Genomic DNA, 15,414 nt, shown 5'->3' with positions numbered 1-15,414 from the left:
TTTGACAGCGCCTTCAAGAATTACCTTTTGGTAGTTTCTTTAGAATCCCTGCTGCTTCAGCGCAGGGAGTGTCAATTATGAATAAATTAAAACTAAAAATTTTCCTCATAACTTAATTATAATTGTACAGGCATCGAATATGCAAGAACTCATCAATCGGACGCACCCTCAGACCAAACAGGCAATTGATTAATCTTGTCCAGAGTTATATCTACATACTTTTTACCGTCCCCCGCCAGATTTTCCCCAAAATATCCCTCATCGCCGTCGTGCTTGTGAGGGCCGCTCAAAGCTGCTGCATAGCGGCCTTGCAAACGAGCTTGATTGAAAGGAGAATTCGCGTACCAGTACCAGCGACTCGGAAAAACTATGCCGCCAATATCCTCAATTGAATCGCGAGTGCCTCGAAGGTGAAAAACGCGATCGGCCTCTGCAAAACCATTTTCTCCCGAAAACACGCCCCCAACCGAAACAACCGTAATTTCTGCCTTCAGCCATTCTTTAAGATAACGAGTAGCACCCAAAGCAACTTGTGCGCCGCCGCTTGTGCCAATTAAAATAACTTTCAAAGGTTTTTGAGAATTAACTGAAATGGGAGATTGAGCATTCATGCGCTCGATAATTGCATTAGCTATTCCCTGATTGTATGCAAAGCCATAGCGATAATCTAGAGAAATTGCAAACCTCCAGAGATTGCGAATTTTAATGAATATATCCCCTGCAATCGGCCCTTTTTTTGCTTGTTCTGCAAACCGCCAAAAAGGAGCTAGCCATCGCTCTCCTCCTAAACTTTTGTTAGAAACTGAGTAAGGAAAAACATCGCCCACTGCTACGCACTGCGGGTGACTTTTAACTAAGTGCTTGAGAAAAAACTCTTCGCCCGGGGTTAATTCGTCCCCCGAAAAATCGCCAACTCCTGGTAAAAAGATGATATAACAATTGAGTGGCGCAGACTTACGCGTTTCTAAATTGCCCTTGTTTGAAGGCAATATCTCCGGCGGATTTTTCTTGATACCCAACGTTTCGGCACTTTGATTCAGCCACCATATAACCGTCCCCACCGGCGAAAGAATTCCCCAAATTATTAGGATTACACCTGCGATGAGCAACAAATTTAAACTTCCCCCCCGCAGCCATGCAAGTATGCGTAAAATCAATCTTAGCATTTAATTAAATCTGGTAGAATGCCAATTAATTACCTAATTACGTAGAAATAGTTCGGTGATTCTGCTGTATTAGACATTATTTTGTAAAAGTTGTCAACTATCTTGAGGAGCAGGAGTTCAACGTGAAGGGAGAAGATTCAATCGCAGGTTTGGGCGCAACGCTTTGGAATGCACTTTCTTTGAACGGCAATTTTTACGAAAAAACTCCCTACACTCGCAGAACTAAGCGAATAGCTTTAACAATTGTAATTTTAGCTGCGCTGTCCCGCGTGTTGGGTAGTGCAGTCATCTTGTTAATCAACCGAACTGAGCTATCAGTATTATTTCTTGGACTTTGGATAGAGGGTTTCGCTATCGCGGGGGGTTATTATTTTTGGACTTTCACTATCTTTAAAATCGGGCAGTGGCTGAAATCGGGACACGTAACTTATGGGGAGTTGCTGGTTCCGATCGGCTTTGCCTACGCCCCCCAAGTGCTGAATTTCTTAACGTTAATTCCTTTGCTGGGAGAAGGAATACAGCGGATATTAGCTGTGTGGAGTTTGCTAGCTGTAATTGTAGCGGTTCGCCAAGGTTTGGATATTAAAACTCGCTGGGCGGTGTTAATTTGTTTTGTGGGTTGGCCGTTGATTCAAATTGCGATCGGCTTTGTGGAAGTATTTGAACAGTTGCTTTCACGATGGCTTTAAAAGTAGGAAAGTGGAATATTTAAAAAGGCAAAAGCACCAAAAAAGTACATTTCTTAAGTTTTTTATGATTTCTCCGGCAAGTATGCGAGCCAGAGGTGCAGATAGAGGTATGGTGCGTGACTATTGAGGCATTGTGCACGCTCGCATCTCGTTTTTGGAGGGTTCGCGGAAAGCTCGCTATCTTACAGCGTATTCCAGGTTTATGAAGTACATTGGGCAGCCGTTAGAACCAGCGAAATACCCTTCTCCGTTGTCGGTTTAGATCGCCCTACCATCCACCGCGATTTACCCGCGATCGCGAAAAGTTATAATCATGTGATCATTGACGGGCCGCCCAGAGTCTCAGACCTAGCGCGTTCTGCAATTATGGCCTCCAATCTGGTACTGATCCCCGTTCAACCTTCTGCTTACGATGTTTGGGCAACAGAGAAAGTAATTAGCCTGATCCAAGAAGCTTCTGTCTATAAAGATTGGCTGAAATCCGTATTTTTAATTAATCGTAAAATAGTCAATACATCCATTGCTAAGGATGTAGTAGAGGCCCTTTCAGACTATAAAATTCCCGTTTTAAAATCATCCATTTGTCAACGAGTTGCCTTCGCAGAATCCGCTGGGATTGGCTGTACTGTATTGGAAACAGAGCCTAAAGGACTAGCTGCCACTGAAATCAAGTTGCTAGTAGAAGAATTGCTTACTTTAGATGTTTAATAGCGCTTCTCAAGCAAGAGAGGTACGCGCCTACCAACTACCACTAGCACCTCATCTACCTGAGAAAGGCTATAGACATCTCTATAAAAATTTGTAGACGATAATTGGCGCTAATTCCCGGTATTTTCGCCTTGTTCATTCTGAGAAAAACCCTGAGCCGCTTGTCTTACGAGTTCAACATCCAACTCTAACGTCTCAGCTAGTTGTTCCACACTCAATCCTAAAGCCAAAAAGCTCGGAACTTTTTGTAATAGAGTTTCTTCCCGAACTTCTTGATAAAACCGTGTTTGCCTTAACTCACCTAATTCCAACATTTCTTGTATCTCCTGACGACTTAAATTAATAAACTTATAAACAATGACTGTCTCAATAAATTCTACTACATCAAAGCTGAAGTAATACAACTTCAGCTTTCAGGTAATTAACTAGCTTTTTACGCTATCAAACCGCAAATCTTCAACTCCTAGTTTTAGTCTGTAAAAGTGTAGCTGTTGGTTTCACACAGATTGATCTTGTAAGCTTCGGCTTCACGGTTGTCATCAAAAACAGCTTTGATGTCATAACTGCAAAGGTTAGCCTCGTCCTCAAAATAGACTAAGGCGGAGTCGCCACTATTGAGGACAGATTGACCCAAGATATCATCGCCCCAGTCATCTTCACCCGTCGGTCCAACCTTGAGGTGGCGAATCGGGGCGGTAGTGTTGTTAATAACTGTAAAATCTCGCTGATCCGCTAACGCACTCCCTACGCTGAAAGCAGTAATCGGTAGCGATAAAACGACAGCGGTCATTAAATTACGAAACGATTTGTTCAAGATCATGGCTTCCTCTTTACACGATAAATTGTTCTCGGTTGAATCAATACTCCGGACAGTTTTTAGAGAAACGGCCCAAATCCTTATTCTACCGTTGGCGATGCCTTCGGCTGGCTACGCCTACGCGGCGAACTTGGAGTCCAAAACCCGCATTCTACCGTTGCCCATTAAAAAGTGTCCGGAGTATTGTTGAATCAACTCAACAATAAATGAGACCTCAGAAAAAAACACTCACTAAAGTTGAGACACTCAGTTTGACCCAATTCACGATTGTATAGGGTTTTGTAACTATAACCTTTGATAGATATGTCCGTCAACCCTTCGTGTATAGCCGAGGACAAAACAGTGGCAGATATCCGTAAACTTCTCAACCAAGTGGCCGCACAGGAAACGCAGCTACGAGACACTCAGTTCCTGGCACCTTGCGTGCGCGGCGGACGGGTGCGAACAAGGGTTGCCGGCATGGTTTATACTTTCAAACCAAAGCCTCGTAATTTTGAAGGGTGGGGTATCTTTCAGCCAGTTAATGAAAAAATTGCTGAAGTAGTTGAGGAAGCAAGTTTACCGCAACTGACAGAGTATTTGCAACTTCTTGTGCCGATTCGTCTGCAACTAATTTGCGCTTTGCAGAGTCAAACTTGGCTGGCTTATCCTGTTAATGAATCGGATGTTAGACAGCGGATTGGTGTAGTTAAGCCTGTGCCTGTACATTTAGTAACTGATGGCGCTAGTTTTGAGCCAATTGTTGCTAGATGGGATGGTCAATCTTGGTGGTTTGAGGATATCGATCGCCGCGCCGATCCGCTGCCGTCAGAGGAATTGAGGACAGCTTTAAAAAAGGTGATTTCTCCTCAAGAAATTCGCTTTAAGGGGATGACACCGGAGATGCGTACTGTCTACGAGTTGGTAGCACAGCAAACAGAGGAATTCAGCGAAAAGTTCCAGCAGCGGCGGGATGAAAGTCGCTTGCGGGAGGCGTTACAAATGGGTGGCGGCGAGTTGCGGGAGTTTCGCGATCGCGACAACTATTGGCTGATCGAGTGGACGGCGGGAAATGGCGATCGCCATACGAGTGCGATCGCCAAAAATGACCTCACAGTTGTCAGCGCTGGCATCTGTCTTAGCGGACTAGACAGAAACTTTGATTTACAATCATTAGTGGGAGTAATTGAAGCTAGATAAGTCAGGATTTAGCAACTAGCAATTAGCAATTAGCCATTATGTCTATCTTTTTTCACGAGCAACTGTACCGCACTCCCGCAACTATGGCGCAGTTGAAAAAGTTGCCCGTAACCGTATGCGGCGCTGGCGCTTTGGGTGCGAATGTTACGGAAAATTTGGCGCGTTCTGGGTTTGAAAATTTAAAGGTTATCGATCGCGATCGCATTGAGGAGCGCAACTTATCCACTCAACCTTATTATCGCTCAGATGTCGGCGCATTCAAAGCAAAAATTCTCGCTAATAACCTGTACCGTGCTTTGGGGGTTAAAGTTGATGCACAGTCAAAAGAACTAACAGCGACGAATGCAGCTCAACTACTTGCCAACAGCGGACTAATAGTAGATACTTTTGATAATAGCGTAGGGCGGCAAGCGGTGAAAGATTGGTGTGCTAGCACATCAATACCCTGTCTCCACGTTGGTTTAGCTGCTGATTATGCGGAGGTAATTTGGAATCAGCACTATCGCGTTCCTTCACCTGCAAATGATTACATTTGCGATTATCCGCTAGCGAGAAACTTGGTGATGCTAACAGTAGCTGTTGCTTGTGAAGTTATTATTAATTTTGCCGCCGCTAAACAGCAGCAGAGTTTTACGTTAACGTTGGGCGACTTTGCAATTAAGCCATTTATACAGTAAACTATGAAGTTAGTTACCTAATGTATTAACTGGCGATTTGCATTTTTTGCAAACTGAGGTTAATCGTCAAGCCAAATGTGCGATCGGCAGAGGATACTTGACAAACGGCGACTACAGACCGCACGCTAGTTAAAGGTTTGGCTGCCAGTCCCGGCGTTTAGCCTCCAGCACGGATGCGATCGCCACCCTCGGTAATTTGCTCCGCCGCCTTCGCCTGCTCAACCCTATAAGTTTTCCGGCGTTGCTGAACTATGGTATGATGAAGTTGTCCTCTGAGCGTCAAAAATAACACATATTTAAAAAAAAAATATTATGCAATGCCCTGAATGCAATTCAACTCATATCAATAAGAATGGTCACACAAAAGGCAAACAAAATTATATTTGTGTCCAAGGCAAAAGACAATTTATAGATGATTATAAACTTCACAGAGGATATCCAGAAGAAGTTAAACGTGAATGTCTAAAAATGTATGTTAATGGCATGGTTTTCGAGCAATTGAAAGAGTCAAGAATGTACATCATACTACAATCATTAATTGGGTAAAATAAGCCGAAAAACTCTTGCCAAATTTTTACGAACCAGAAACAAATCTCGAAGTGGGAGAATTAGATGAATTACAAACATTTGTGGGTTCAAAAAAAAACAAAACCTGGCGAGCGACGGCGGTAGACCATTTTAAGCCAGGTATTTTAGGATGGGTTTTAGGTGACCATAGCGCCAAAAGTTTTGAACCACTATGGGCTCTTGTTAGTAAATGGAAATGCTACTTTTATGTAACAGATGGCTGGAAAGTTTACCCAAATTTTATTCCAGAAGGAGACCAGATTATCAGCAAAACCTATATGACTTGCAGTTGAAGGTAAAAATACAAGACTTAGACATTATTTGGCTCGGCTTACAAGAAAAACTCTTTGTTATTCTAAGTGTGAAAAAATGCTAGGATATTCAATTAAATTACTAATTCATTCTCTAAAATTTGGAGATGTTCCAATTCCCCATCAAAATCCTGGAAATCATTTTCGACTCCCCTCCCGTATTTTTGCTCGTATCATACCCTAATTCAGCAACGCCCGGTTTTGTTGGACGCTATCCCCGTTGAATCAGGAAGCCAGCGCTGTACCGCCTAATCGGTCAGCGTCTGGTAGTTCACATAGCGTTCCTACATTAAGTGGTGAAAATCTAGAAACCGGTTTCTCAAAGAAACCGGTTTTTTGGCAATTATTAGGTTTGGCAAATCAGTGAGAACGGCTACATTATCTATCAGTGCGGGAACATTGGTGACAAGTTAAGACTTAATTGCATTTATCAATCAGTAATATTACTCAAAAAACTGCTTGTTTAGGAGTGGAAAATTCACGATTTGAGAGAAAGTAGGTATAAATATCATGGGAGCCATGATTCCTCGACCGCCCAAATCTCAGTTTTATGCCCAAAATCCGAGTAAATGTTGAGCATAATTGCTGATTGACAAATGCTTTCTTAGCTTAACTTGTTACCAATGGTGCGGGAACAATAATAGTTGTTTGACTGGGAGCATCCCCTACATTGTAAAAGAGCGAGATGTCGTTGTTTTGTAGGGTGCGTTGCCACAATCGCTTCATGCTGTGACTCTCGCGTCCAGACTTGTCGGAAGCACCCTACAGCTACAAAAACGGGATGCTCCCTTCTTCACTTGCTCGATCTATTTACAGTCACGCACCCTACGTTTGGTATATCGAGTTATGGTGCGTGACTATTGAAACCTTGTGGATATGCTCGAATTTATTCGCAGTCACGCACCCTACATTTGCTTTAAAACAGGATAAAATTGTCATGATTAAAAAGGCCAAAAACACAAAAAAACTGCCGGCTAAACTCCGGGTAATTTCTCCGGCAAGTATGCAAATAATAGCAATTGAAAAACACTGCCAATGTTACCATTGCGAGCCAGAGAACCCAGAAGTCCCTTAACCTGTTAAAATAAAATTGCTTAAGGTGCAAATACTCTGTGTCGCAGCGCGTCATTGCCCACAAAAGCATTCGCCGGTCGTGATCGAAGCAGTTTCGCTTGCTTTCTTTGAGAGGATGCTTGACAGGGTGCCCGTGCGAAAGTAGATTGAGGCACAGCAGATAGCATGATTATTGACGGCAACCACACCCCTACTATTCGGGTCTCCCCACTGTCCCTCCCCCTTTAGCAAGATACATTGTTAGAGAAGGAAATACACAAAAATTTACATCTATAATTTGTGTAGTGTTCCAAATCGCTCCTCACCAGCAGCGATACAGCCCTCGCCAAGACAGTAGGATAGAAAAAATATGTTTGAACGCTTTACAGAACAAGCCATTAAAGCAATCATGCTAGCCCAAGAGGAAGCGCGGCGCCTCGGTCACAATTTTGTAGGCACCGAGCAAATACTTCTGGGGCTCGTCGGCGAAGGCACTGGCATCGCTGCAAAAGTATTACTGGATATGGGCCTCAACTTGAAAGAGGCGCGCAATGAAATCGAAAATATCATCGGTAGAGGTTCGGGGTTCCTCCCGCCGGAAATTCCTTTTACGCCCCGCGTCAAGCGCATTTTTGAGACTGCGCTGAACGAAGCACGGCAGTTAGGCCACAATTACATTGGCACCGAGCACATCCTGCTGGGGCTGATTCAGGACGATGAAGGGGTGGCGGCGAAGGTGCTGCAAAACTTGGGAATCGATCGCCAGAGAGTCCGCACGCAGGTAATTCGTGCCGTGGGAGAAGTCGCAGCGGTACCCGGAGGTAGGGGAGATAGCGGCGATCGCAAAATCCCGACTTTAGAAGAATTTGGCACAAACTTGACCAAGTTAGCCGCAGCAGGCAAACTCGACCCCGTAGTGGGCCGCGAAAATGAAATCGAGCGCGTGATCCAAGTGCTCGGCCGCCGCACGAAGAACAATCCAGTGTTAGTAGGCGAACCGGGAGTCGGCAAAACAGCCCTCGCCGAAGGCCTAGCCCAGCGGATTGTTAATAGAAACGTCCCGGAAATTTTAGAAGACAAACAAGTAATCAGCCTCGATATGGGTTCGCTGATTGCTGGTACAAAGTTCCGAGGCGAATTTGAAGAACGCCTGACGAAAATCATGGCCGAAATTCGTGCTGCCGGCAACATCATTCTGGTAATCGACGAAATTCACACCTTAGTAGGTGCAGGCGCAATTCAAGGCAGCATGGATGCCTCCAATATGCTCAAACCTGCCCTTGCTAGAGGCGAATTGCAGTGTGTCGGCGCCACTACCTTGGACGAATATCGCAAACACATCGAGCGCGACGCTGCCTTAGAACGCCGCTTCCAACCGATCAAAGTCGGTGAACCGAGCGTGGCTGAAACAATAGAAATATTGTACGGCTTGCGATCGGCTTATGAACAGCATCACCGACTGACAATTTCCGACGCAGCTTTAGAAGCAGCGGCCACACTGTCAGACAGATACATTAACGATCGGTTTTTGCCCGACAAGGCGATCGACTTAATTGACGAAGCAGGTTCCCGCGTCCGCGTGATGAATTCACAAACCCCGCCCGAAGTTAAAGAACTCAAAAAGCAACTGCCTGCAGTCACAAAAGAAAAAGATGCAGCAGTGCGCGAGCAAGACTTCGACAAAGCTGGAAAATTGCGCGATCGCGAATTAGAAATTGAAGCCGAAATCGCCGAAGCTACGATCAACAAAAGCCAGCTCAAAACTTCTCCCATCGTCACCGAAGAAGACATCGCTCACATCGTGGCTAATTGGACGGGAGTACCAGTCAGCAAGCTGACAGAATCCGAATCGGAATTGCTGCTGCACATGGAAGATACTTTGCACCAGCGCTTGATCGGTCAAGAAGAAGCTGTCACCGCAGTTTCTCGGGCCATCCGCCGCGCGCGGGTAGGCTTGAAAAATCCCAATCGCCCGATCGCCAGTTTCATCTTTTCCGGCCCCACAGGCGTCGGCAAAACGGAACTTACAAAAGCCTTGGCAACTTATTTCTTCGGTTCCGAAGAAGCCATGATTCGGTTAGATATGTCCGAATTCATGGAACGCCACACGGTTTCTAAACTCATCGGTTCACCTCCGGGTTACGTTGGCTACGATGAAGGCGGCCAACTAACAGAAGCAGTCCGGCGCCGTCCTTACACGGTCATCTTGTTCGACGAAATCGAAAAAGCTCACCCGGATGTCTTCAACATGATGCTGCAAATCTTGGAAGACGGTCGCTTGACTGATGCTAAAGGTCGGACAGTAGACTTTAAGAATACGCTGCTGATCATGACCTCCAACATCGGTTCGCGAGTGATTGAAAAAGGCGGCGGCGGTCTCGGTTTCGAGTTTGCTGAAAGTGCTGCTGACGGTCAGTATAACCGCGTTCGCAGCTTGGTAAACGAAGAACTGAAACAGTTTTTCCGTCCTGAATTTATCAACCGCTTGGATGAGATTATCGTCTTCCGCCAGTTGAACAGGGAAGAAGTCAAGCAGATTGCGGACATTATGTTGCAGCAAGTCTTCAGCCGCTTAACCGAACAGGGTATTACTTTGTCGGTGACAGACCGTTTCAAGGACTTGTTAGTTACAGAAGGCTACAATCCCAGCTACGGTGCTCGACCTTTGCGCCGCGCAATCATGCGGTTGTTGGAAGATGTACTGGCTGAGGAAATGCTGTCTGGGAAGCTGAAAGACGGCCAAAAGGCGATCGTTGATGTAGATGAAAATGGTCAGGTTAAGGTGTTGCCCGATGGTTCATCTGAGCCGAAATTGCCTGAATTCGCATTAAGCCATTAATGCACTCTACCAACGGATAAATACTGTTGATTAAAAACCCGGTTTCTCGGAGAAGCCGGGTTTTTAATTAAAAAATACCAGTTAAAAAAAAGCAACTTTAGGCAAGCTCCAAATCCTTATATAATATCAAATCCGGTAGCATCGTCGGGCGTAAAATTCCGTCAACAATCACGGACACAGCAACCGGAATTGATATAATTAATCTGCGTTAATCTGTGTTTATCTGCCTGTATCTGCGGTTAAAAAAAGAGAAATTTTCGGGTCGCAGATGACAAGGGATTGGCGCAGATTCACGCAGATCAAGAGAATAGATATATGAATAATTCCCAGGTAATAGATTTGAGATAATTATAAAATCTAAAATCTAAAATCGTATGAGTTTTGGCTCTTTTATCCCAACACATTATCTACAGCAATTTCTACATCTGGAAAAGCTAGAATAGATAAAGTCTGACCTCGCTGGAATCTTTGAATATTTTGGTATCCCGATGGAGAAGGTTCGCGATAAACTACTACACATTGTTCGTTAATATCTACCAGCCAAACTTCTAAAATATTGTCTTCGGCATAAAGAGGAATTTTGATATTTCTGTCAGTTTCAGCGGTTGCATCCGCTACTTCCACAATTAGTAAAATATCCTCAGACTGAGGATGTCCCGATTCGTAAAAATCATCGCGCCGCCGCAGTAAAGAAATATCCGGTTCAGGTTCCGAGTGATCGTCCAATTCTACCGGATCTTGAACTCCAATGGTTACTCTCGATAATAAGCGGATATAGAATAACTCTGTCAGACGCTTGACATGAGATGTATGCCTTCTACCGACGGCGGCGATTTGAACAATTTCTCCTCGAATTAATTCAACTTTATCATCTTTTGTCAAGATGCCAGCTTCAATCATCTGATGATATTCTTTTACTGTAAATAACCGCTTGATTAACTGAGTTGTCATCATTGTTTCGTACAAGAATAGTGGAGTTTTTGCCTGCGACCCAGGTTTAATAATGTGATTATACTATATCGACCAGTAGTCGTTTAGTAGGGTCGGCATTGCCCGCCTTACAATCGACGAATCTAATCCCACGATTGCAATTGCACAACCCAATGCTGCACCAAAGCCGAAATGCGATCGCGCCGCGTTTCAAAAGTAGCAGCAATCCAGATAAACACAATCCCAAAAGCTAAACCAATCGCCCATTTTATCAGCGGATAATCGAATATCAGAACCACCAACTGATAGAAAACATTGATTAAAAAAATTCCAGTTCCCACAAACAAAAACGCCCGAACTCGCACCGCCAAACCCGCTGCAATCGCCACTAAACTAAAAGCTCCCGCCACTAAACCGTGGCTTTGCTGAGTCAAAAGAGGCATCCCGCAAATCAGCGCAGTTGCCAGCATTCGCAGAGTGTGGCGCAGCGGTTTTTCTGCTGGTAATTTGAGAGTGCGATCAAAGTGAGTAATGTAAAGTAAAGAAAGTCCTAAAGGAGTAACATAAAACTCTGGCTGAGTCAATCCTATTTGCCAGAACCAGCGCAGCATTATCCAGTCAATTATCGCCACACTCACATAGGTAAAACGGACTTCCTCCCTTTCCCAAGCCAAGAAAAAATAGAAGGTAGCAGCTATCAGCAAGCTAATCGGATAAAACTTAGCCGGACTTTCCAAAATAGTAACTATGGGAATCAGCGAAGCAATTACCTGCCAAGGTTTTTTTGACCAACCCCAGTTGTCCCAAGGCAAAATGTAAATAAAATAGGCAAATAGAGAAGCGAGGGCAACTTTCCAAGGCCCCAGCGGCCCGGAAATATACTTAACTAAAGGTGTATTGATCCAGTAAAGCCGGATGCCAAAGGCTTCTAGACAACCTAAGTAAATCCAAATTTCTGCCCATCGGCGATCGAGATTATTTCGCCCTTGCAAGAAAGCGTATTGAACTAATAAAGCACCAGTGACTAATCCTAAATTGAGGCCGGACTTAATATCATCGGCAGAAGCCCAAATCAGCAGCAAACTGCTCAAAACCCAGTGCAGGTGAGCAAAGATTTTTAACTCTGCATTAGTTAAATGTAAATAATTACTGAGCCAAGGAGATAAAATGCGATAGATATATGTTAAAGTTGTGCCGAGAGTTGCCAGGACAATTAAGCCATCTCCAAAAGCTCCTCCTGGTGTTTGAAAAAGTTGATATAGTAGCGATTCGTAAGCAGCAACGGAAACGCCAATTAATCCTAAATAAACCAAAGGTTTGAATTCTGGCTCACGCCTACCAATGCCGATCGCAATTAAAGACGCCCCCAATACAGTTAAACCAGTCCAATTCGTCAAAGTGTGCGATCGGAAAGTTAAACCCAATACCCCGTAAACCAAAGGTATAAAATGAATGCTAGGTAAATTTGTTCGATCGGGGTGGCGTCGCCTCCACCAATCCCCCAACAATTGAGTAAACAATCCGAGAGCGATATTAGCAACTGCCAAATTAATCGTCGTGCGATCGACAAAACTCAAACCGACTGCTGTTAACAACTCCAAACTCCAAGCCAAGGCATAAATTGCCAGAGGGGAAAGCTGACGTAAACTTCGGAAAATAATCGCAGCCATTATCACCAAAATAGCAGCCAAAACTTCAGCAGAGGGCAGGAAACTTAAGCTACTACCTGCGTAGAGTTCATAGGAATAAAAAGTAATAGTTGTTAACAGCAAGCCTGCGAGTAAGATGGCCCACCCATCTAAAGCTCGATCGTAAATTTCAGCTAATTGAGAAGACTCAGACAAACGGTTGAAAAAACGAACTATTATACTGCGAAACAACCACAGAGACAAAACAGCGATCGCCCCGGCAATTCCCCAAAGCCAACCTGACACCAAACCTAATTCATAAATCACCCCAGCTACGAAACTCAAGCCAAACCCCACTCCAATCGCAGCCGCTGGTATCTCGACTAAATAGTAAGTATTGACCAACATTAATCCGGCTGCCAAACCCAAACCAATTAACCGATATCCCGGAAAACTAAAAATTAGAAATTGTGCAAATATTAGGGCGATCGCACTAAAGGTACTGGCAACTTGTTTGTGAGCAGCCTCAGTATATTTAGCAACAGCAGTCAAAGCCAAAGGAGTCGCCAGCCAGAGCAAACTCCACTGAGGGCGATAAGTGGCAGTACCCGCAATTAAATAATTTTGCAACAATATAAAGCTGCATCCTGCTAATACTAAGCCCAGATACCAGGAAGTTTGAAACCATGCAGGATGCCAGCGAAAAAATGCAGAGTTTTCTCGGAAACTTGCCGCTTTCATCCAGACAAAAAATCCCCATTCACTCGCCATGAATATTAATAATATTGCTGACCAAATATTGGGTGTCAGGTTTGGGAAAAATAACTCAATTGCCGAAGCGATCGCGCCAAAACCCATAATGTGAGTTATGGGAACCAAAATTGCCGGATTTCCCTGTTGTGCAGCCGCAGAAGCCGGCCTCGAAACTCGCCGGGAGTTGTCGGGAATTACGTATTTCCAAGTGATCCAACCTAAAATTAAAGTAGAGACTAATAAATTTAGCGATCGCCAAAACGGATTGACAAAACTAATAACAGTTAAAGCACTCCCCAAACCGAGAGCAAGGTTTTCCCCAAAACTGGCAAGTTGAAACTTTCGCTTGCGGTAGAGCCACTGCGCCACACTTACCATTAAAATTAAATAAGGCAACAGCAGAAAACTCCAAAAAGCCCAAGGAGTTTGCTGAGAGTTTGTAATCTGAGTTAAAAATGCAACAAATTGTGTTTTAATCCCTAAAGGAAGCACTCGCCAAAACAGCCAAATACTCTGAAGTCCCACCGCCTCCAGCATTAGCAAATCAAAGTTTTGCCAAAACCGCACTAAACGGTTATAAAAAAACCAAACAGCCAATCCGCTAACTGCGATCGCCTGTAGCGGAATGTCGCGGAAACAAACTAGGTATCCCAAACCCAACAAACCCATTCCCGCTAATTGCCAGTAAAAAAAATTGCTGGGATTTGGCTGGTCGGATATATTGTTTTCAATAGTCCTAGATGCGAGGGGGTGCTGCCAATCCAGCCATGCTAAAAGCACGCCACAAATCGCCAAAGCTAAACCCATTTCAGCGATATTTACATCCTTGACAAATATCGCTCGACCCAGTAAAATTCCTAACGAATAAGCTACTAAAGCTGCTTTTTTGTAAGTCAAAAAATCTCTGCTCAAACTGAAAGCAGCGGGGAATGTTTCAGTATTTCCCCCAAGTTGGGTAGATTGCAATCGTTGTTGCTGAACTTGATAAACTGTAATAGCAGCAGTTCCCACTGTACCCACATAAACCGCAGTGAGGGCAAAGCCGGCCAATGCCCACCAAGAGTGCAAATAACTCAATCCCAAGTGATTTAGGGCGATCGATCGAGTGATGTTTTTTCCTGAACAGCTTTGATATTGATATTTGATAATCCCGGCAGTTATCCAAGTCAAAATAAGTGCCGCTGCGATTGCTACCGCCCAATCCCAAGGATACCGCCACAATCCAAAAGTATCCATTGCCCAAAAATTGATTGGCACTAGCAACAGCGTCACTTCTTGCAAAGTTTGAGCAGTCAAGTGCAAATTCTGCTGTCTGTTTGCCCAACTGCTAATCGCCCAAAAGGTTAAAGTATAAGCTAACAAAACTCCATATTGTCCGGCGGCAGGAAATCTTTCCCACTGACTGGCAGCTAAGACTCCAGAGGAGACAACTACCATGAACACTCCTAAAAACAACAGCCACACCACGCTAATTTCTGCCATTAGCGAGTGCAAAATTTGAGCGATAAAATTAGGGGTTTGAGTAGTTTCTGTTGGCCTAGCAAGGCTTTCTCTGCTGCTAGGTACTGCTTGAGGCGTTGATAAGGCAGGTACTTTTGGCTCGGCAATAGGAGCGATCGGGCTATCGTCAATTTCAGAAAAATCTACAGCGGGATCTCTGAGTGGGCAGACTAAATACTGTCGGCACAATTCCTCAACCTCAGCGGGCGAAAGTAAACCTAGCCGCAGCCACGCATCTAAACCTGTCAACAACTCAGGATGCGACGCTAAGACGCTCAATTCAATTTTGCTCGATCGACCTTTGGGAGACGACATCGGCTTAAACTTGTACTAGCTACATTCAAGCTATAGCCTAGATTAATATCGAGCGAAGAGGGCAACATTGCGCCATCGCAATTGGCACAATAAGTATTTATAACTAAGCTGTAGCAGCCAGTGTCAACCGCTGAAAAAATCCCGCTGATGGGCCTAAACCAGCGTGCATCAGCGGTGAAAAACTCCAAATTAGGACACAGCACCGATATCCTTACCGATGATCGACATACAACAGTTCTCAATCTTGGTGAGGTATGCCCTATGCCCTATGCCCTATGCCCT

The 15,414-nt window shown here is 44.4% G+C and carries 11 protein-coding genes and 1 pseudogene; 6 read left to right on the top strand and 6 right to left on the bottom strand.

What is annotated here, in order from left to right; all coding sequences use genetic code 11:
- Positions 1-152: 152 nt before the first annotated feature.
- A complete protein-coding gene (locus QUA36_RS27245) occupies positions 153-1,166 on the bottom strand; it encodes a hypothetical protein (RefSeq protein ID WP_333459715.1) in 1,014 nt (337 codons plus the stop codon).
- A gap of 122 nt (positions 1,167-1,288) precedes the next feature.
- On the opposite strand from QUA36_RS27245, the gene QUA36_RS27240 reads away from it, so the two are divergent.
- Together QUA36_RS27240 and parA are read left to right on the top strand one after the other, a co-directional pair.
- Complete coding sequence (locus QUA36_RS27240; protein WP_333165990.1) at positions 1,289-1,855, top strand: hypothetical protein; 567 nt, start codon at positions 1,289-1,291, stop codon at positions 1,853-1,855.
- A gap of 123 nt (positions 1,856-1,978) precedes the next feature.
- Positions 1,979-2,563: a ParA family partition ATPase gene (parA, locus tag QUA36_RS27235; RefSeq protein WP_333455372.1), complete on the top strand. Its 585-nt coding sequence runs from the start codon at positions 1,979-1,981 to the stop codon at positions 2,561-2,563.
- A gap of 110 nt (positions 2,564-2,673) precedes the next feature.
- Here parA and QUA36_RS27230 read toward each other — a convergent pair whose 3' ends face one another.
- Positions 2,674-2,967: a DUF2887 domain-containing protein gene (locus QUA36_RS27230; RefSeq protein ID WP_333455370.1), complete on the bottom strand. Its 294-nt coding sequence runs from the start codon at positions 2,965-2,967 to the stop codon at positions 2,674-2,676.
- A 65-nt stretch (positions 2,968-3,032) separates the two neighbouring features.
- Positions 3,033-3,383, bottom strand: a complete 351-nt coding sequence (locus QUA36_RS27225) for a hypothetical protein (RefSeq protein WP_333459714.1) — start codon at positions 3,381-3,383, stop codon at positions 3,033-3,035.
- Positions 3,384-3,722: 339 nt separating this feature from the next.
- On the opposite strand from QUA36_RS27225, the gene QUA36_RS27220 reads away from it, so the two are divergent.
- Together QUA36_RS27220 and QUA36_RS27215 are read left to right on the top strand one after the other, a co-directional pair.
- Positions 3,723-4,559, top strand: a complete 837-nt coding sequence (locus QUA36_RS27220; RefSeq protein WP_333455365.1) for a hypothetical protein — start codon at positions 3,723-3,725, stop codon at positions 4,557-4,559.
- Between the two features lie 38 nt (positions 4,560-4,597).
- Entirely contained in the window at positions 4,598-5,236 is a 639-nt protein-coding gene (locus tag QUA36_RS27215) for a ThiF family adenylyltransferase (protein ID WP_333455363.1), read from the top strand.
- A gap of 157 nt (positions 5,237-5,393) precedes the next feature.
- Here QUA36_RS27215 and QUA36_RS27210 read toward each other — a convergent pair whose 3' ends face one another.
- A complete protein-coding gene (locus QUA36_RS27210) occupies positions 5,394-5,528 on the bottom strand; it encodes a hypothetical protein (protein ID WP_333459713.1) in 135 nt (44 codons plus the stop codon).
- 20 nt (positions 5,529-5,548) lie between these two features.
- Here QUA36_RS27210 and QUA36_RS27205 point away from each other — a divergent pair.
- Together QUA36_RS27205 and QUA36_RS27200 are read left to right on the top strand one after the other, a co-directional pair.
- Positions 5,549-6,298: pseudogene (locus QUA36_RS27205) on the top strand (IS1 family transposase).
- A 1,239-nt stretch (positions 6,299-7,537) separates the two neighbouring features.
- Positions 7,538-10,006 carry an ATP-dependent Clp protease ATP-binding subunit gene (locus QUA36_RS27200; protein ID WP_333165995.1) on the top strand — a complete coding sequence of 823 codons (2,469 nt, stop codon included), beginning with the start codon at positions 7,538-7,540 and terminating at the stop codon, positions 10,004-10,006.
- A gap of 390 nt (positions 10,007-10,396) precedes the next feature.
- On the opposite strand, the gene QUA36_RS27195 is transcribed toward QUA36_RS27200, so the two are convergent.
- Both QUA36_RS27195 and QUA36_RS27190 read right to left on the bottom strand, forming a co-directional pair.
- Entirely contained in the window at positions 10,397-10,957 is a 561-nt protein-coding gene (locus QUA36_RS27195; RefSeq protein ID WP_445301459.1) for a Uma2 family endonuclease, read from the bottom strand.
- Between the two features lie 122 nt (positions 10,958-11,079).
- The gene (locus QUA36_RS27190; protein ID WP_333459711.1) at positions 11,080-15,132 is read right to left on the bottom strand and encodes a hypothetical protein; all 4,053 of its coding nucleotides are present in this window, start codon (positions 15,130-15,132) and stop codon (positions 11,080-11,082) included.
- Between the last annotated feature and the right edge of the window lie 282 nt (positions 15,133-15,414).

It is taken from the genome of Microcoleus sp. Pol10D4 (assembly GCF_036701555.1).
Taxonomy (GTDB): domain Bacteria; phylum Cyanobacteriota; class Cyanobacteriia; order Cyanobacteriales; family Microcoleaceae; genus Microcoleus.
The sequence above is the reverse complement of the archived record's forward strand: the minus strand, read 5'-3'. Positions and strand labels throughout refer to the sequence as shown.